Source organism: Rahnella sp. AA (genome assembly GCF_002834385.1).
Classification (GTDB): Bacteria; Pseudomonadota; Gammaproteobacteria; order Enterobacterales; family Enterobacteriaceae; genus Rahnella.
This window is the reverse complement of the sequence record NZ_PITQ01000006.1, coordinates 160,762-179,439: the sequence shown is the minus strand read 5'-3', so window position 1 is coordinate 179,439 and position 18,678 is coordinate 160,762. Positions and strand designations below refer to the sequence as shown.

The 18,678-nt window shown below is 54.1% G+C and carries 15 protein-coding genes; 1 reads left to right on the top strand and 14 read right to left on the bottom strand.

Annotation, left to right across the window (positions count from 1 at the left end):
- Positions 1–76 precede the first annotated feature (76 nt).
- From CWS43_RS27730 to CWS43_RS15910, 4 genes are all read right to left on the bottom strand, one after another.
- A complete protein-coding gene (locus CWS43_RS27730) occupies positions 77–601 on the bottom strand; it encodes a BMC domain-containing protein (protein WP_101077998.1) in 525 nt (174 codons plus the stop codon).
- A gap of 57 nt (positions 602–658) precedes the next feature.
- The gene (gene metK / locus CWS43_RS15920; protein WP_101077997.1) at positions 659–1,804 is read right to left on the bottom strand and encodes a methionine adenosyltransferase; all 1,146 of its coding nucleotides are present in this window, start codon (positions 1,802–1,804) and stop codon (positions 659–661) included.
- A 142-nt stretch (positions 1,805–1,946) separates the two neighbouring features.
- Complete coding sequence (locus tag CWS43_RS15915) at positions 1,947–2,999, bottom strand: AraC family transcriptional regulator (RefSeq protein WP_101077996.1); 1,053 nt, start codon at positions 2,997–2,999, stop codon at positions 1,947–1,949.
- Positions 3,000–3,017: 18 nt separating this feature from the next.
- Positions 3,018–4,247 carry a PocR ligand-binding domain-containing protein gene (locus CWS43_RS15910; protein WP_101077995.1) on the bottom strand — a complete coding sequence of 410 codons (1,230 nt, stop codon included), beginning with the start codon at positions 4,245–4,247 and terminating at the stop codon, positions 3,018–3,020.
- Positions 4,248–4,880: 633 nt separating this feature from the next.
- Between CWS43_RS15910 and bamA the strand changes: the two genes are divergently transcribed.
- The gene (gene bamA / locus CWS43_RS15905; RefSeq protein WP_101077994.1) at positions 4,881–7,301 is read left to right on the top strand and encodes an outer membrane protein assembly factor BamA; all 2,421 of its coding nucleotides are present in this window, start codon (positions 4,881–4,883) and stop codon (positions 7,299–7,301) included.
- A gap of 195 nt (positions 7,302–7,496) precedes the next feature.
- On the opposite strand, the gene CWS43_RS15900 is transcribed toward bamA, so the two are convergent.
- From CWS43_RS15900 to CWS43_RS15855, 10 genes are all read right to left on the bottom strand, one after another.
- Complete coding sequence (locus tag CWS43_RS15900) at positions 7,497–7,880, bottom strand: methionine-R-sulfoxide reductase (RefSeq protein WP_101077993.1); 384 nt, start codon at positions 7,878–7,880, stop codon at positions 7,497–7,499.
- 160 nt (positions 7,881–8,040) lie between these two features.
- A complete protein-coding gene (locus CWS43_RS15895; RefSeq protein ID WP_157825409.1) occupies positions 8,041–9,408 on the bottom strand; it encodes an efflux transporter outer membrane subunit in 1,368 nt (455 codons plus the stop codon).
- 5 nt (positions 9,409–9,413) lie between these two features.
- Positions 9,414–12,524 carry an efflux RND transporter permease subunit gene (locus tag CWS43_RS15890; protein WP_101077991.1) on the bottom strand — a complete coding sequence of 1,037 codons (3,111 nt, stop codon included), beginning with the start codon at positions 12,522–12,524 and terminating at the stop codon, positions 9,414–9,416.
- Entirely contained in the window at positions 12,524–13,663 is a 1,140-nt protein-coding gene (locus tag CWS43_RS15885; RefSeq protein ID WP_101077990.1) for an efflux RND transporter periplasmic adaptor subunit, read from the bottom strand. Before CWS43_RS15885 ends, CWS43_RS15890 begins: the two co-directional genes overlap by 1 nt.
- A gap of 125 nt (positions 13,664–13,788) precedes the next feature.
- Positions 13,789–14,283: a PadR family transcriptional regulator gene (locus CWS43_RS15880; protein WP_232777009.1), complete on the bottom strand. Its 495-nt coding sequence runs from the start codon at positions 14,281–14,283 to the stop codon at positions 13,789–13,791.
- A 260-nt stretch (positions 14,284–14,543) separates the two neighbouring features.
- The gene (locus CWS43_RS15875; protein ID WP_101077988.1) at positions 14,544–15,119 is read right to left on the bottom strand and encodes a membrane integrity-associated transporter subunit PqiC; all 576 of its coding nucleotides are present in this window, start codon (positions 15,117–15,119) and stop codon (positions 14,544–14,546) included.
- Entirely contained in the window at positions 15,116–16,711 is a 1,596-nt protein-coding gene (locus CWS43_RS15870; protein ID WP_101077987.1) for an intermembrane transport protein PqiB, read from the bottom strand. Before CWS43_RS15870 ends, CWS43_RS15875 begins: the two co-directional genes overlap by 4 nt.
- Entirely contained in the window at positions 16,704–17,357 is a 654-nt protein-coding gene (locus tag CWS43_RS15865; RefSeq protein WP_369825878.1) for a paraquat-inducible protein A, read from the bottom strand. Before CWS43_RS15865 ends, CWS43_RS15870 begins: the two co-directional genes overlap by 8 nt.
- Entirely contained in the window at positions 17,321–17,938 is a 618-nt protein-coding gene (locus tag CWS43_RS15860) for a paraquat-inducible protein A (protein ID WP_101077985.1), read from the bottom strand. The genes CWS43_RS15865 and CWS43_RS15860 overlap by 37 nt, the downstream gene beginning before the upstream one ends.
- A gap of 25 nt (positions 17,939–17,963) precedes the next feature.
- Entirely contained in the window at positions 17,964–18,626 is a 663-nt protein-coding gene (locus CWS43_RS15855) for a DUF3313 domain-containing protein (protein ID WP_101077984.1), read from the bottom strand.
- Positions 18,627–18,678: the final 52 nt, after the last annotated feature.

Genomic DNA, 18,678 nt, shown 5'->3' with positions numbered 1-18,678 from the left:
ACGGCAGTGAAGGTGAGGGGCTGATGATTATTGCCCCGACCCGCACTGCCGTTTTGCTGTTTTGTTATTCCGCGTTTTACGCTTTTTTATTCCCCCGGCCAGAGGTGTTTTTTTTAGTATTCACCGCAGCCGGTTGCGGTTTTTTATCTTCTGCCGTTTCTGAAATGACCGGTTCCCCGACGGGTTCAGCCACAGATGCTAATTCCATGCAGGACGTTTGCGGTATTTCTTCGACATTCACGACTGCAATGATTGACGGCTGTATCGTTGGTGAGGGTGGCAGCGCTTCAGGTTCCGGTTCGGCAGGCGTGATGCCTTTGGTTTCGGCGGAATAAATCAGACTTTCAATGTGTTGCGCGGTACGGGCGATGACTTTGTGGGCGTAAACGACACCGACTTTGCGCGCGGCAATGACGCCGGCAGCGACGGCGGCGTTGATCGCACCGATTTCGCCTTCCAGTTTTATCGTGACCATTCCGCCACCTTTGGTCAGCTCATAACCGACCAGTGTGACATGTGCGGATTTCATGGCGGCATCCGCAGCTTCCACCGCCGCCGCCAGCCCGACGGTTTCTATTAATCCCAAACTTAGCCCGGACATAAATTTCTCCTGTTGATGGATTCATTGTGGCGTGCGGTGACCGCCGCCTTTGCGTATTCAGGTGTCGTCGCGCAGTGCCTGCGCCTTGTCGGTTTTTTCCCAGGGGAAAATGTCCCGGCCAAAATGGCCATAGCAGGCGGTCTGACGGTAGCGGGGAACAAGCAAATCCAGCATCGAAATGATGCCGGAAACGCTCAGATCGAAATGGCGCTCAACCCGCTGAGTCAGCTGTTCAGCGGTCAGCGGGCTGCTGCCAAAAGTATGTATGCGGATGGCTACCGGACGCGGAAGGCCGATCGCCCAGGCCAGCTGGACTTCGCAACGTTTTGCCAACCCGGCGGCGACGATATTTTTCGCCACATACCGTGCGGCATAAGCGGCCGAGCGATCGACTTTCGACGGGTCTTTGCCGGAGAATGCGCCGCCGCCGTGGCGGGCTACGCCGCCGTAGGTATCGACGATAATTTTTCTGCCGGTCAGGCCGCAGTCGCCCACCGGGCCGCCGGTGACAAATTGCCCGGCGGGGTTGATCAGTAAACGGGTTTTCGGCGTTAATACGCGGGCGGGGATCACGGGTTTCACGATCTCCTCAATCACCGCCTCGCGCAGTTCCGCCAGGGAAATCTCCGGATCGTGTTGCGTGGAAACCACGATGGTGTCGGCGGCCATGACCTGACGGTGGTTGTAGCGCAGCGTGACCTGGCTTTTGGCATCCGGACGCAGAAACGACAGTCTGCCAGACTGACGTAAAATCGCCTGACGCATCATCAGCCGGTGCGCCAACATCAGCGTGGCGGGCATAAGTTCCGGTGTTTCGTCGCAGGCATAACCGAAGGTCATCCCCTGATCGCCTGCGCCCAGGAATTCCGGCGCGGAACCGGTCATCCCCTGTGCAATATCCGCAGACTGTTTCCCCAGGATATTCAGCACGCCGCAGGTTTTGGCATCAAAACCCAGACGGGAGTGGTTGTATCCAATTTCGCTGATGGTGTGGCGGATAACGGATTCGATATCGACATTGGCCGTTGAGCTGATTTCGCCTGCAACAATCACAATACCGGTTTTGAGCATGCATTCGCAGGCCACGCGGGCCTGCGGATCTTGCAAGAGGAAGGCGTCCAGGATTGCATCGGCAATCTGGTCGGCCATTTTGTCCGGATGCCCGGCGGCAACCGATTCAGAGGTGAAAAGAAAGTCGTCCAAAGTCGCGCCACGTTTCTCAGAGGGTACCCCATGGTAGGCGGCAAGCGGCGAAACTGGCGTGAACTATCTTGCTGGTAAGGTGGACTTTTTTGCCCACGCGACGGGCACGCGCACAAAATCAGGCGTGCCCGTCGCAGGCCGGTTAAACGGGTTGCGGCGCGACAATTTTACGAAAATCGGACGGCGCCATTCCGGTCTCTTTTTTGAAAATCCGGCAGAAATAATTCGCATCCTGATAAGACAGTTCGAGCGCGATGGTGTTGATTTTGAGATCGCTGAACTGCAATAACGATTTGGCAACGCCAATTTTCCGGCTGGCAATGTAATTGGAAAAACCGGCACCGGTAATTTTCTTAAACGCACGGCTGAGATAGCAGGAGCTGACAAAAGAGCGGGCAGCAATTTCGTCGAGCGTCAGGTTTTTCAGGATGTTTTTTTCGATATGGAATTTCGCGCGATCGATGAAATCCATCGTGCCGCTGGCATGTTTGAGTGAATAATCGAACGTTTCTTCGCTGGCGTCGAACAGGGAGGACATTACACGATAATACGCATGGGAAGGTATCCCGCACTGGTGTATTTCCTGGATAAGTGCCGCCACTTTTTTGCCGGTGGGAATGCTTTTATCGCCCTGCGAGGCGAGATGCTGATGCAGTATTTCGAGAACATCGGTCAGCAATTTACGCTGGCTGACCCCGGACGTAGTGCCCACACAGGCGTCATCGAGGGTGTTGAATAAAAAGCTGTGCCACCGGGGGTAATCACAGGATTCAATCATGGATACTATTTTCTGTTTCAGCGCCCGTGACGCGGCGATATCGACATCATTCACTTCCAGCGTTTTTTTGATGGCGTCAGTCAGCGTGCTTTTTTTCACCGGTTTTAACAAATAGTCGTCCACTTTTAAATTCAGCATGCTGCGCACAATTTCGAAATCATCATTGGCAGTGGTAACAATCACTTTTGTGTCGTTATTTTTTGTGCGCAGATATTCGATGACCTGATTCCCGTTGGGCAGCGGAATATTAATATCGACAAACATCATGTCAATTTTCTCGAGATCGTCAATCAGCTGGATGGCCTTTTTTCCGGTTGACGCTTCATGAACAACCGCGTTATCGACATATTGCGAAACAATACGCCGCAGGGATTCAGATTCAATTAATTCGTCTTCGACAATAACAATATTATACATGTTTATTTCTCCGGTCTGTCAGGCTTCCAGCATGGGGAATTTCAGTGTAATCGTGGTGCCCATTCTGGGTTTATGGGCGCTGTAAATTTCCAGCCCATAGTTTTCCCCGAATAACAGCTGAAGCCGGTTTTTAATATTATTGATACCGATACCGCCTTTCTGACGGTTTTCATCGCCGGATAAAATATTGGCGATATCGGCCTGTGAAATGCCATCTCCGTTGTCACTGACTTCCAGAATGACATCGTGGCCGTCGTCGCGGGCGCTGATCCGCAGCTGGCTGCTGGTATCGCGCGGTTCGACAACGTAGTTGAAGAAATTTTCGACCAGCGGCTGTAAAATCAGGAACGGGCAAACCACGTCAGAATACTTTTCCGGGATATCGCAGTGATAATCAAAACGATCGTGCATTCTGACTTTTTGAATGGACATATAGCTGGTGACATAATTAATTTCATGGCTCAGCGTAATCAGCCCGTGATTATTTTTGCGTAATAAATAGCGCATCATATCGGAAAAATCATGCACCATCGTTTCGGTTCTCTGGGCATCTTCGAGATACGCCAGACGGCCAATAGTATTTAATACATTAAATAAGAAGTGCGGGTTAATCTGATACGACAGCGCTTTAAATTCGGCCTCATGCAGTGAACGCTCAATCTCAACGCGTTTACGCAGCTCGTCGGTCAATTCGAGATCTTTGCGGTGCAGTTCACGCTGAATATTATTGGTGTGCGCCTGTTCGACCAGATAAGAAGAGACGTGCAGTAATGTCGATGCCGTAGATTCAAAACGGTCGTAAGGCATCCGTTTGGCATCCTGATGTAAGTCGATCAGCCACGTATTTTCTTTCCATATTTCATGATTATCGAGAATGTAGGGAATGGTATTTTCTTTCTCTTCCTCGACTTTCACCTGACCGGAGATAAACGCGCCCAGATAATGGTCATTGATCATGATCGGCACAGCGAATTCCACGAATCCGCAGTAGCAGCGATAGACTACCGGTTTCCCCGCCTGCATGGCCGCGCGGCCCCCGGCGTTATCGCTTTCATAGCAGTGTGTCGCAAGCGCCTCGTTGAGGCGTGAGCGGGCGCAAAAATCAGAGAACCCGCTGGCCTGCGTCACCGGCACGCCGTCCTGATCCACCACCACCAGGGCGATCATCATGGATTTACTGAAATTGTCCTGGAGAGTTTGAAGTCTTTTTACATCAAGAAATTCATGCAGTTTATATTTGTTATTCATTAAGCCTGCCTGCAATACCAACGGTAAGATATTTACCCGATAAATATACAGGAGAGAGCGTTTTTATATTTTGAAACGCGTCACAGCCGGGTTAATTCAGCCTTGCTGATAATGTTAATTTTTGTGAAAGGATGTTAACTTCTCTCGTAAATAACAACGAAAGCAAAAATCCTAGAGACGTTGCTGTTATTTTTCGTGATAATTTACACTATTATTTTAAGCGGGAATCATTAGCCGGATTTAATAATAAACAGGTGGCGTGAATCTCTGTTTACTATTATTTCAAAGGATGACGTTTCACCGTCAACCCAAATGAGGGCACCTCTCCTTCTCCGCCGCGAAGCCGCCGTGTTCCTTACTGAAAGCCACAACTGTACGCCTCGTGAAAATAACGTAAGTAATGCGTAATCGAATCCCGTGTTTTATGAAAATCAAAACTTCGCCGATGAACCTCCGGTATATCCCACAGTCTGTTAGCGAGGTTGTTTTTTCTGTGAGCAAAATCTTTCCGTTCGCGGTGGATTTTATCAGCAGGAAAAACAGCGGGCACAGATCACTCACCAGCCTTAATGACAGAGCGCAGTGCTGGAAAGGATGATTTCCAACATTCACTGTTCGGAAGACTTTCGTTAAATGACAATGAAAAAAATACTCTTAGCGTCGCTGCTGTTCAGCAGTATCCCGGTTTATGCCGCCGGCGGCTTTGTCGTAAAGGACATTCACGTCGAAGGGTTGCAGCGGGTAACCGTCGGTGCGGCTTTGCTGAGCATCCCGGTGCGTGTGGGGGATACGATATCGGATGACGATATCAGCCAGACAATTCGTTCGCTGTTTGCGACCGGGAATTTTGAAGATGTGAAGGTGTTGGAGGAGGATAATACACTGATTGTGCAGGTGAAAGAACGGCCAACCATTGCCAGCATTACCTTCTCTGGCAACAAGGCTATCAAAGATGACATGCTGAAACAGAACCTGGATGCCTCCGGGGTCCGCGTCGGCGATGCGCTGGATCGCACCACGATTTCCTCAATTGAGCACGGCCTGGAAGATTTCTATTACAGCGTCGGTAAATACAGCGCCAGCGTGAAAGCGGTGGTGACGCCGTTGCCGCGTAACCGTGTGGATGTGAAATTTGTCTTTACGGAAGGGGTTTCGGCTAAAATTCAGCAAATCAATATTGTGGGGAATAAAGCTTTCACCAACGATGACCTGGTTGCTCATTTTCAGCTGCGCGATCAGGTGCCCTGGTGGAATATTCTGGGGGATCAAAAATATCAAAAACAAAAACTGTCCGGTGACCTGGAAACGCTTCGCAGCTTTTATCTCGACCGGGGTTATGCGCGTTTTACTATTGACTCAACACAGGTGAGTTTAACGCCGGATAAGAAAGGGATTTATATTACCGTCAATATTACGGAAGGCGAACAATATAAATTTTCCGGAGTCGAGGTCAGCGGCAGTATGGCCGGGCATTCGGCAGAAATCGAAGCGCTGGCGGTGATCCCATCTGGCGAATTATATAGCGGTGCGAAAGTCACCAAAATCGAAGGCGATATTAAAAATATGTTGGGACGCTACGGATATGCTTATCCGCACGTCACCACACAGAGTGATATTAACGACGCTGCTAAAACCGTCAAACTGCGGATCAGTGTCGACACCGGCAACCGGTATTCCGTTCGTCAGATTCGTTTTGAAGGCAATGACACGTCGAAAGATGAAGTGCTGCGCCGCGAAATGCGGCAGATGGAAGGCGCGTGGCTGGGCAATGATCTGGTGCAAAAGGGCAAAGACCGCCTGAACAGGACCGGCTATTTTGAGACGGTGGATGTCGATACACAGCCTGTTCCGGGATCAAACGATCAGGTTGATGTGATATACAAAGTCAAAGAACGCAACACCGGCACTTTCAACGTCGGTATCGGGTATGGCACCGACAGCGGTATCAGCTATCAGCTTGGCGTGACGCAGGATAACTGGCTGGGCAGCGGTAATACCGTCAGTTTCAGCGGAACCCGAAATACCTACCAGACATATGTTGAAGTCTCGGCCACTAATCCGTATTACACCGTCGACGGTATCAGCCTTGGCGGCAAAGTGTTCTACAACCATTACGACGCTGAAGATGATGATCTGGCTGCGTACAACCTGCAAAGCTACGGCACGGGCGTTAATCTTGGCCTGCCGGTCAGTGAAAATAATACGCTGAACCTGGGGCTGGACTATGTTCACAGCACGCTGAGCGATATGGAACCCCAGGTGGCGGTGTGGCGTTATCTGAACGCCAGTGGCGTACAGCCGGGCGTGGTGACATCCGGCAACAGTACCGCCGAACTGCGCACCAACGACTTTTTCGCCAGTGTAGGCTGGGCGTATAACGATCTCAACCGGGGTTTCTTCCCGTCATCGGGCACCCGCGCCAGCTTAAGCGCAAAAGTGACCACGCCGGGCTCGGATGATAGTTATTACAAGATTACCTTTGACGCCAACCATTACATTCCGCTGAGTGATAAATCGGATTGGGTTCTGATGGGCCGCGCCAAAGCCGGTTATGCAGCAGGAATTGGCGGTAACGATGTACCGTTTTACGACAACTTCTATGCGGGTGGCTCCAGCTCAGTGCGAGGATTCTCGTCTAACACCATCGGCCCGAAAGCGGCTTATTACAAATGCACGACCAGCGACACGTCCTATTCCAGTTGCCCGGTGGATAAATCTTCCGATGCCGTGGGGGGGAATGCGATGGCGATCGCCAGTGCTGAACTGTATGTGCCAACGCCGTTTATCAGCGAAAAATACGCCAGTTCCGTGCGCACATCGTTCTTTGTGGACTCCGGTACGGTGTGGGATACCAAATGGCAAAATACGTCGGCGACCGAAGCGGCAGGTATTCCGGATTATGGTGATCCGATGCATATCCGTGTTTCCAGCGGTATTGCACTGCAATGGCAATCGCCGTTAGGTCCGCTGGTATTCTCTTACGCTCAGCCGCTGGTGAAATATGAAGGTGATAGCGCAGAACAGTTCCAGTTTAATATTGGCAAAACGTGGTAATAATATGTCCGGCTTACAAACTTATTACTTTTTGCAGACGTAATGAGAATAGAGTTTGATACGGATTCAATTATAATGTGTGCATGATGTTTATTGAGCAACCATTTATGGTAAAACATCATGCCATTATAATATTGTTGGAGTTCTTCCTTTTAAGGGCTGCCCCTGTGCGGCCCTTTTTTTTATTTTACGGACTTACGCCTGATGATAATTCCCTTGCTCATCGGCGCTTTCAAAAATAAGCGAAACTGAATTAACACAGTGACGCAAATTCTTTTCGGTCAGATATTCCCCCTCAAAGACGTGCCCTAAATGTGCTTTACAGTTAGCACAGACGATTTCGGTTCTGCGCCCGTCAGCATCAGGCACCCGTTCTACCGCGCCCGGAATTTCATCATCAAAAGCTGGCCAGCCGCAGTGGGACTCGAATTTATGCGCTGAGGTATACAGCGGAGCTGAGCATCTTTTGCAGACATAACGTCCGGGTGAAAAATGGTCGTTATATTCGCCGGTGTTAGGCCGCTCTGTCCCTTTGTTCTCAATGACAAAACGTTCAAAATCATTCAGTTCTCTGTTCATAACGCGTATTCCTTACAGGGTAATCATTACTGTGGCATGTCAATCATGGGGGTATTAATAACGCCTAAGAGGTGACGAAACAAGGGGAGTTGTTATCTGAAGGTTAAAAAGGCACATCGGGTAAACACCGCATCCGTGCGGTGTATCCGAAACTGAGGGGTTATTCCACGCCGCCGCCCAGCGACTGCCACAGGGTGATCCGGTTTTCGAAATCGGTCTGTTGCAGCGCAATCAAATCGGTCTGCGCTGACCATAAGGAACGCTGATCGGTCAGAACGGTCAGGTAGTCCCCCGCACCGGTTTCGTAACTGCGGCGCGCCAGATCGTAGCTGCGCTGTGCGGCCGCGACATATTGCTGCTGGGCGTCCAGCTGTTCGCTGAGCGTTGCGCGTCGGGCGAGGGCGTCAGCGACATCTTTAAAGGCACTCTGGATCGATTTTTCATACGCGGCGATCAGGCCCTTTTTCTCCGCTTCGGCGTAGCGAAGTTGCGCCGTGTTGCTGCCACCGGTGAACAGCGGCAGGCTCAGGCTGGGGGCGAAAGACCACACATTCGCGCCGTGGCTGAACAGATTCGACAGCGAACTGCTGCCGACGCCTGCGCTGGCGGTGAGCGACAGCGTCGGGAAGAAATTCGCACGCGCCGCACCGATATCCGCGTTGGCGCTTTTCAGGTTATGTTCCGCTTCCTGCACATCCGGGCGGCGCAATAATACGGAAGACGAGACACCGGCAGGCACCAGCGCAATGGCCTGCGGTGCGAGGCTTTCCAATGTGCCCGGCAGCAGGTTTTGCGGCACGGTATCCCCCACCAGCAGGTTCAGCGCGTTAATGTCCTGCGCAACCAGCGTCTGATAACTGGCGACGCTGGCGCGTGCCTGCTGGTAAATCGCCATCGATGAACTGACATCCGGGCCGGACGCCACGCCTTCTTTCTGGCGCAGCTGTGTAATGCGCAACGAGTCGGCGGCGCTTTTTTGGGTGTCCTGCGCCAGTTTCAGGTTGCTGTTGTCGGCTGCCAGCGTGATCCACGCCGTGCTGGTTTCAGAAATCAGCGTCAGACGCGTGTTCTGCGCCGTGGACTCGCTCGCCAGCCAGGTTTCTTTTGCGGCGGTACTCAGGCTGCGGTTACGGCCAAATAAATCAATCTCAAAGCTGCTGACCGCGCCGTCGGCTGTCGCACTGCTGCTGACACCCGCATCCTGCGTGCGGCTGCGGGTCTGCGACAGTTCTGCATCCACCGTCGGGAACAGGCTGGCGCGCTGTTCCCCGTACAGCGCTTTAGCGGCTTCGATATCGGCGATGGCTTCCTGCATATCGCGGTTGCTGGTCAGCGCCCGTGCGACCACCGCGTTAAGGCGCGTATCGGCCAAAATGTGCTGCCAGTCGCTCAATACTGTGGTCGCTGCGGGTTGGCTGCCGGCCGGCCAGACAGCAGGCACTGGCGCAGCGGGGCGCTGATAATGGGGATCCAGCGAGATACAGCCTGCCAGCAGCAGCGACAGAGAAATAATACTCAGACGAAAAATCATGCTTACTCCTGCGCGTCTTTGTGGCCGGTGAACACTTTTTTCACCAGAACGAAGAACAGCGGAACAAAGAAAATAGCCAGTAAGGTGGCGGTCACGGTGCCGCCAATGATGCCGGTCCCGATGGCGATACGGCTGTTGGCACCGGCACCCGTGGCTACGGCCAGCGGCATCACCCCGGCGATAAAGGCCAGTGATGTCATCAGGATCGGGCGCAGGCGGGTACGGGCGGCTGACAGCGCGGCGGCGGTCAGTGTGCTGCCTTGTTTAAGCGCCGCTTCGGCGAACTCGACAATCAGAATGGCGTTTTTCGACGACAGCCCGATGGTGGTCAGCAACGCGACCTGGAAATACACGTCGTTATTCAGGCCACGCAGTTCGGCGGCAAGGGATGCACCCAGCAGACCGAGCGGGATCACCAGAATGACCGAGAAGGGGACGGACCAGCTTTCATACAACGCGGCGAGGCACAAAAACACCACCAGAATTGAGATAGCGTAAAGGCTCAGCGCCTGCCCGCTGGCGAGTTTTTCCTGCAGCGACAATCCGCTCCACGCCCAGGTCGAACCGGCAGGCAATTTATCCGCCAGCGCTTCCATTTTTGCCATTGCGGCACCGGAGCTGTATCCGTCGGTATTTTCGCCCTGAATTTCATAGGAGGTTGAGCCGTTGTAGCGCGCCAGGCTTTCCGGGCCATAGGTCCAGTGTGTGGTGGCGAACGCGGAGAACGGCGTCATGCTGGTGCCGTCACTGGTGCGTACAAACCATTTGTTCAGGTCAGCCGGTTTAGAGCGAAACTGACTGTCGCCCTGGATATACACTTCTTTAACGCGGCCACGGTCGATGAAATCATTAACGTAGGTGCCGCCCCAGGCGCTGCTCAGGGTATCGGTGACGTCGCTCAGTGTTAATCCCAGCGCCACGGCTTTGTTATTGTCGATATCCACCTGAAGCTGTGGCATCTGTGGCAGATCGTTGGCGCGGACGGATTGCAGCTCAGGGCTTTTTGCCGCCATCGCCAGCAGTTCTGTGCGCAGTTTCAGCAGGTCGGCACGGCTGGTGCCGCCGGTTGACATCAGCTCGAAGGTGAAGCCGTTGCTTTGCCCCAGACCGTCTACCGACGGCGGCGTCATGGCAATGACTTTCGCATCACGGATCACCGCGAGATCTTTCATTGCACGCCCGGCGATGGATTGCGCGGTGTTGGCCGTGCCGGGGCGGCTGTCCCAGTTTTTAAGGGACACGAAGGCCATCCCGGCGTTCTGGCCGCTGCCGCTGAAGTTAAAGCCGGTAATGGTGAAAATGACGTTGGTATTGTCTTTTTCTTTATCCATAAACCACTGTGTGACGCGGGAATTGACGGCTTCTGTGCGGTTCGCCGTTGCGCCTGCTGGCAGGGTGTACTGCACCATAATCTCGCCCTGATCTTCGGACGGCAGGAAGCTGGTTGGCAACTGCCACATCAGCAAGCCCATCAGCGCAGCCATGGCACCGTAAATCAGGACCATCGCGACCGGGCGGCGCTGAACGTGCGTGACACCGTTTTCATAACGATGCTCCGTGCGGGAATATAGCCGGTTGAACCCGCCAAAGAAGCCAGTGGTGGATTGCGGTTTGTGACGCAGGAAAGCACCGCACAGCGCGGGTGTCAGCGTCAGCGCCACGACCACAGAAAGCGCCATCGCGGAGATAATCGTGACGGAGAACTGGCGGTAAATCACGCCGGTCGAGCCGCCGAAAAAGGCCATCGGCAGGAAGACGGCGGAGAGCACCAGCGCGATGGCAACCAGCGCACCGGAGATTTCGCCCATCGATTTTTCGGTGGCTTCGCGTGCGGAAAGCCCTTCGTCGCGCATGATTCGCTCGACGTTTTCCACCACCACAATGGCATCGTCCACCAGCAAACCAATCGCCAGCACCATCGCAAACAACGTCAGGGTATTGATTGAGTAACCAAACAATGCCAGCACGCCGAAAGTCCCGAGCAGCACGACCGGTACCGCCAGCGCAGGGATAATCGTGGCGCGTAAATTCTGCATAAACAGATACATCACCACGATCACCAGCACGATGGCCTCGATCAGCGTTTTGATCACATCTTCAACGGAGACTTTGATAAACTCCGTGCTGTCTTTCGGGTACGCGACGTCATAGCCTTTCGGCATGCTGCGCTGATATTCGCTGATGGTATTTTTCACCAGCGTGGCGGTGTCCAGTGCGTTGGCACCGGGCGACAGCATGACCGCCATACCGGCGGCCGGATGGCCGTTCAGCTGTGAAGTGGCGGTGTAATCTTCACTGCCCATTTCAACGCGCGCGATGTCGCTGATACGGACAATCGCACCGCCGGTATTGCCTTTTACGATGATATTGCGAAACTGCTCCGGCGTTTGCAGCCGTGACTGCGCGCGCACCGTGGCGGTCAGTTGCTGGGTATTGGAAGCGGGCAGACCCCCGATTTTCCCGGCAGAAATCTGTACGTTCTGGGCTTCGATGGCAGTTTCAACGTCAGACGGCATCAGGTCATAAGCGGCCAGTTTGGTCGGGTCCATCCAGATACGCATGGCGTATTCGGCACCAAAAACCTGCAAACTGCCGACGCCGCTGACGCGCGCCAGCGGATCCTGCATGTTGCTTACCAGCCAGTCGGCGATATCCGAACTGCTGGCTTTGTCGGTTTTGTCGTACACCGCCATGATCAGCAGGAAGCTCGACTGCGATTTGGTGACGGTCACGCCCGCAGTCTGCACTTCTGTTGGCAGGCGTGATTCGGCCTGTTGCACTTTGTTCTGCACCTGAACCTGTGCGGTATCGGCGTTGGTGCCTTGCTTGAAGGTTACGGTAATATCAACAGAACCGTCGGAGCTGCTGCTGGAACTGAAATAGAGCAAATTATCCAGCCCGGTCAGCTGTTGTTCGATGACCTGCGTAACACTGTTTTCAAGGGTTTCGGCGTTTGCACCGCTGTAAGTGGCTTTGATTTTGACTGACGGCGGGGCGACGTCCGGATACTGCGCGACGGGCAGCGTGCGGATGGCCATAACCCCGGCCATCATGATAAGAATCGCAATCACCCAGGCGAAAACCGGGCGACGCACAAAGAAGCGGGAAAACATCAGGCGGCTCCTTCTGTGCTTTTCGTGGCGGCAGTATTATTCACTTCAACCGGTTTCACTGTATCGCCGGTCGAGACTTTGTCGCTACCTTCTACCAGCACGCGGTCACCCGCCTGTAATCCTTTGACGATCAACCAGTTTGTGCCGTTGGCTTCGCCGGTCACGACGCTGCGTTGTTCCACTTTGTTGTCCGCGGTCACTACCAGCGCCGTGGCATCGCCTTTGGCATCGCGAGTCACACCCTGTTGCGGGGCGAGAATGGCGTTTTCGATCACGCCTTCATCCACATCTGCGCGGATAAACATCCCCGGCAGTAAAACGTGTTGCGGATTAGGGAATACGGCGCGCAGTGTCACAGAACCGGTAGCCTCATCAACGGCCACTTCGGTCAGTTCCAGACGGCCTTTTTCGGGATATACCGACCCGTCTTCCAGCGTGAGGATGACGGCCAGCGTATCGCTGTTGGTTGCCAGCGCGCGTTTACGCAGGTTCAGCAAATCGGCGCTCGAGCGGGTGAGATCGACATACATGGAATCGAGATTGCGCACGGTCGCCAGCGCCGTGTCCTGTGCGGCTGAAACCAGCGCGCCCGGCGTGACGGACGAGATCCCGATGCGTCCGGCAATCGGTGAGGCGACGCGTGTCCAGTCGAGGTCGATTTTTGCCGTTTCCAGCGCCGCCTTTTTTTCATCCACGCTGGCGCGGTCTTCGGCACAAGCGGACTGCGCATCTTCGGCGTCCTGCTGCGACACGCCCTGTTCCTTCACCAGCACCGCGTAGCGCTTAGCTTTCTGGCAATCGGAAATCACCAGCGCATTGGCACTCTTCAGCGCCGCTGCGGCCTGATCGTAGCTCGCTTTATAAGAAGAGGGATCAATCTGATACAGTGCCTGGCCGGCTTTCACCATGCTGCCTTCGGTGAACAGCTGTTTTTGAATAATTCCGCCGACCTGCGGGCGGACATCGGCGGTTAACGTAGCGGTGGTGCGCCCGGTTAATTCGCTGACCAGATTAAACGGTTGTGCTTTTAGCGTGACGACGCCCACTTCGACCGGCGGAACAGATTGCGGGACCGTTTGCGAATTATCACATCCGCTCAGCCCCATAATAATGAGTAATGGCAAAAGTTTTGATGGCATTTTGGTGTCCGTAAATAGTAACGAAATAAAAAAAAGGCAAAAAGAATCCCTGGCCGTTTTATCGAAATAAAACAGTCCGGGTTTAATCGGATTTATTTAAATGCAGTCATTAACGCAAAGGTTAATCAGAGTTCGTTTATTTTCCGCGTCGTGTCGTTGACGTATTCAATAATTTTGGCATATTTCTCCGGGGTAATTTCTCCGTTGTAAAATTTAGCGCGTATCGTGATTTTTAAATTCTCTATGGCGTAAAGCAGTTCGGGTGCCGGTGGTGGCCTGTTGTTGATCACATGGGTTTTCATTTTTTCTTCGATGACGCGAATTTCTTTTCTTTTGAGCGTCAGAAAAGCGGAACCGGCAGGTGTCATCGTGAACTGCTTTTTGCCTCCTTCAATGTCGGTTGCTGTGGCAAAGCCTTCTTCGACGATAAACGTCAGAATCGGATAAATTACGCCGGGGCTGGGGATATATGCCCCCATCGAGTAGCCTTCGATGGTTTTAATGATTTCATAGCCATGCGCCGGGTTTATCTGGAGCAAATGCAGCACAAACAACGTCAGTTCCTGACGCGTAAACAATTTGCTTTTGCGGCGGGTGACCGGTTCGGGGGGGATCATCATTTTTCCTTCTGCCAGGTGACCAGAGGCGTTCAAGATATATCTTGTGTGCGAGCCGGATCAAGATATATCTTGAGAGGCAAAACAACGTAAGGATAGCGTTAGTTCATTGTTTTTAAACAATTTTAAACCCGTTGTGATTCGGCGGGTTTTCCCCGTGTTGACAATTCTTAACATCAACGCTTGTTTTATCTTTTTGATTTTTAAAGACTAAAAAAAATCCGTTATCAGGGTCGTTTTACACTGTAAGCATTGCGAAAAAGTCAGCCGCAGCGGCGCTGTAGCACGGAAAAAGTGATGTCATCCGCCACGTCCTGCACCAGTTTCTGCTGAATAATCACCCGCTCCTGAGTGCCTTCCGGTATTGCACGCTGATGCTGCGCCTGACAGATGAGTTGCCCGCCGTCTTTACCGAAATCCAGCTGCCAGGTGGCGGCTATCGTCGCTTTCTCACCTTGCCAGACGTCAAACTGTTCCACTGACACACGGATACCGATCACCGGTTTGTCTGGCGATGCGGTCAGTGCGGCGGTGTCCGTGGTATTGAGAGAATGTTCAAGCCGCGCAGTCAGCGCCGCGCGGATCTCCTCGGGCAACGGCGCAGCCCAGAGTGCGTTATCCGAAATCAGCAGTTCTCCGTTGCGCTGATGCACCATCAGCTGCGGCTGATTGAGCCGTTCCGCAACATTCACCGGTTTCACGCGGATGACAAAAGGCGCGGAGCCGGCAACCACGGGTGCGGCGGCAGTGGTCAGCGTGTAATAGTGCGGTGCGGAAGACGCGCAGCCGTTTAAGACCAGCAGGGCAAATGCCGCGCTGGCGGTTCGGGCGAGTTTCATGGCTTTTCCTTTTTATCATCCGATCTGCCGGTAATCGGTGCCTGCGGCTGACGTGTGAGCAGGCCGGTCAGGGTACGCAGGGAATATAATGTGCGCTGGAATTCAGCCAGCGTTTGCAGCAGCGGCGAATCTTCCGCCAGCAAGGTTTCGGCCCGGGTCAGGGTCTGATTCATCGTGCCGAGCGTCTGCTTGGTTTGCGGCAGAACCTGGCTGTTGACCTGAATCAGCGTTTGATTGAGATTGCCCAGTGTGGCGTTGAGATTATTACCGATCGATTCAATGGGCATCTTCGAAACCTTGCCGATGAGCGTCGCGAGCTGTTCCTGAAGGTGATCAAATCCGCCGTTCAGCGTCGGAATGCGCAGCGGCCTTGCGCTGATATCGTAAGAAACCGGCGCGGCGTTCGGGATGAAATCGAGCGAAATATACAGCTGCCCGGTCAGTAAATTCCCGGTGCGCGCCTGTGCCCGAAGGCCATGTCTGACCATATCTCGCAGGAAAACGGCGGCCTGTTTCTGGCTGTCTTTCTCAGGTTTCGGTAGTTTGTCCAGCACACGACCTAAACGGTTCGGGTATACCTCGATCGTCACGACGGAAACAAACCGTGAACCGGCAGGTTCGTAATCCAGATCGATGGCGGTCACTTTACCGAGTTTCACACTGGAGAATTCTACCGGTGCGCCGGTTTTCATGCCGCGCAGGGACTGCTGGAAACGTAGCTGAAGTATCTGTGGTGTGCCGTCGGGTTGTGCCATGGCGGATGCCTGATCGCCAGCCAGCGTAAACACGCTGTGGCTGGCCGAAGGAGCGGCTGCGACGTTATCCGGCGGATTAGCGAATGCAATACCGCCTGCAATGACCGAGGCCATTGTCTGGGTTTTGATCTGCAAGCCCTCAGAATCGAGCGAGAGATCGACACCGCTGGCGTTCCAGAACCGGCTGGCCGTGGTCACAAATCGATCATAAGGTGCATCAATAAAAATGTTCAGGCTGACGCCTTTACCATCCGGCCTCAGCGCGTAGGACGATACCCGCCCGACCGGCACGCGACGGTAATAGACGGCTGAGCCGATATCCAGTGACCCCAGATCATCCGCTACTACCTCAAACTGCCTGCCGGGCATGCCGTTGATGACCGTGGGGGGCGTTTCCAGCCCGCGAAATACGTTGCCCGGTTTGTCTGAGGTGCCGGTGTCGAGGCTGATATAAGCCCCCGAAAGCAGGGTATCGATACCGGACACGCCGCCCATCCCCACGCGCGGGCGCACAACCCAGAAGCGGGTGTCTTCTTTCGCCAGACTTTCGGCATTCTTCATCAGTGACACTGTCACGAGTACGCGGTGGCCATCGGGGCTGAGAGTAATTGTTTTCACCAGCCCGACGGTGACGTCTTTGTATTTCACCTCGGTTTTTCCGGCCTGTAATCCGCTGGCGGTCTGGAACGTGATCGAAATCTCCGGCCCGGCGGATGCCCACATCTGAAGAAACAAAAACAGCCCGATCACCGCAGCGGTGGCAGGCACCAGCCAGACCAGCGACGGACGCCAGCGGCGCGGTGTGATTTCGGGTGCCGGAGAAACGTTTTCACTCATTCTTGTTATTTTCCCAAATCAAACGCGGGTCGAACTTCATGGCGGCCAGCAGGGTAAAAATCACCACGGCACCAAAAAAGACAATGCCGATGCGAGGTTCGGCAGTGCTGAAACCGGGGAACTGCACCAGTGCGGCGACCAGTGCCACAACCATCACGTCGAGCATCGACCAGTACCCGATATATTCCGTCAGGCGGTACAGGCGGGTGCGGCGAACGCGGCTTTTGGCTTCGCCTTTTCCGGCGGCAAGCAACAGCCCGCCGAGGATCAGGAATTTGGCGCAGGGTACGACCACGCTGGCGATAAAAATGACGGTAGCGACGCTGTATGAACCGGACGCCCAGAATTCTGCGATACCGCCCAGGATGGTGTTTTCACCGCCGTGACCGGCAAATGAGCTGTACATCACCGGCAGTAAATTGGCGGGTAAATACAACAGCAGAGCGGTCAGCAAAAACGCCCATGACTGGCTGCGGCTGTCCGGCTGGCGCGGGTGCAGCGCCGCATGACAGCGCGGGCACGGCAAACAATGAACGCCGGAAACATGCTCGCAGACCAGCCCGCAAACGTGGCAGCGGACGAGCCCCTGCGGTAACGCCTGAACGGGCATCACGGGCGGTAGCCGCGGAGGGTTTTGAGTGTCCATAACGGCTGGAAATCCTGATGATTAATTACCGGCAACAGCATGCACAGGCCGAGTAACGCCCAGGTGCCGGGTCCGGTGGTGATTTCAACCAGGCCGGAAAGTTTGATGGCGGCAATCAGGATACTCAGCAGCGCGACTTCCGCCATGCTCCACGGTGCCAGCCCGGCGAGCAAACGCATGGCGGAGGCAAAACCGGGCGCGGCTTTTTTCCTGCACGCGTGAAATAACACCCAGCCGAGCAGCAAAATTTGCAAACACGGGCAGACAATCATCAGCAACGCCACCGGGATCGCCAGCGGCGACGCATAGCTGTGTGCCAGCGCCATCGCGGTTTGCCATAGCGTGGCCGCCTGCGACTGGCCGTGGAAGCCGATTTCCAGCACCGGAAAAACATTGGCGATGATAAAAAACAGCGCCGCCGTGAGGGTGAGCGCGAACCATTGTTCCAGACTCAGCCAGCTTCCCCGATATAACACCGCCCGGCAGCGCGGGCAGTGTGCGGCCTCGCCGGGCCGCACGGATTTTCGGGTATACAGGCTGTCGCAGTGTTTGCAGATGATTTGCTGCGGATAGATTTTCATCACGAGCCCTTTCTGATTCAGCCGGTTATTTCAGCTGGTCCTGCAACTGATCCGCGCCTTTCTCCAGCCCGGTTTCTGCCGCACTCAGCGCGCCAAAAGTCGCCCCGATGTTCAGTGAGTTCGGGTACTGGCGTGAGATATAGGATTTGAGCAGCTGATTGCCCGGCGCATCGTAGATTTCCACCGCATAACTCACCGAGCCGGTAAACGACCCCTGTTTGCCGCGGATTGACTGCACGATGTTGTACGGCCCGCCCATCAGGTCAAAGCGTGTGAACGTGCCGACAAACGGCGTACTGGTTTCCGCGCCGGTCAGCGTCAGACGAATGCGCAAGGTGCCCGGCGTGATGGCGTTGGTCAGCGGGAACCGCTCCGCCACGCTTTTGCCGAAGACCTGCTGCATATGCGCCGCCAGTTGTTGTTTTTGTTCAGGAGAAACGTCATCAAACTGGGCATCCGCTCCCTGATAAATCACCACCGGATCCACAATGGCGCGGGAATATTTATTCCAGTCGACCGGCGTGTTGTAGCTGAAAGCGATATGCCCGGATTCATCCTGCGTGTCAGGTTTCATCTGGGAAGAAGAAGTGACCCCGGTGTAGGGCACAGGCTGGGTACTCGCGCACCCCGTTAATAAACCTAAAGAAATCAAAGCTGCCAGCGGATAGCTGTTTGTTAACGCAGACATACGTCTTACCTTCTTATGAAAAAATGCAGCGGGATGTCGGTTTACTTTTTCA